This is a genomic window from Proteiniphilum sp. UBA1028 (genome assembly GCF_002316955.1).
Taxonomy (GTDB): Bacteria; Bacteroidota; Bacteroidia; order Bacteroidales; family Dysgonomonadaceae; genus Proteiniphilum.
Genome location: NZ_DCEN01000047.1, coordinates 34,904 through 35,433, shown reverse-complemented (window position 1 = coordinate 35,433; position 530 = coordinate 34,904). Strand labels below are relative to the sequence as shown.

Below are 530 nucleotides of genomic sequence, written 5' to 3'. Positions count from 1 at the left end.
GAAGCAAGGTTGTTCTCGAGATCGGCCATCAGGCTTCCCATCATGCCGCCCGGCAGCCCCGGGCCAATGAGCAACGAGTTCATCATCCTGTTTTTGGGATCAATGTAATAACCCAGAAAGTCATCCATAAATTTCTGCGTAAGTGAACGCACTTTCATGTATGCTTGCATATTAATTTCCGGTACGATGAAGCCGGCATCCTTCAACATCGCCTGCACCGCCAGCACATCGGCATGGCCTGTACCCCACGAGAGGGGTTCCATGCCCACATCGATGTACTCCGCCCCTGCATGGGCAGCCTCCAGAATAGACGCCATCTGGAAGCCGGGGCCTGCGTGACCGTGATATTGCACCGGAATCTGCGGATGGCGTTCCCGGATGTTCTTAATGATCTTGCCGATGCTTGCCGGGCGGCCTACGCCTGCCATATCTTTCACACAGATTTCGTCGGCTCCCATCTCAATCAGCGTATCGGCCAGCGAGGTATAATATTCAACCGTATGCACGGGCGAGACGGTGAGGCTAAGGGC

At 54.9% G+C, this 530-nt stretch carries 1 pseudogene; it reads right to left on the bottom strand.

Annotation, left to right across the window (positions count from 1 at the left end):
- A pseudogene (locus tag B3Z75_RS08255) lies at positions 1-530 on the bottom strand (oxaloacetate decarboxylase); the annotation flags it as partial.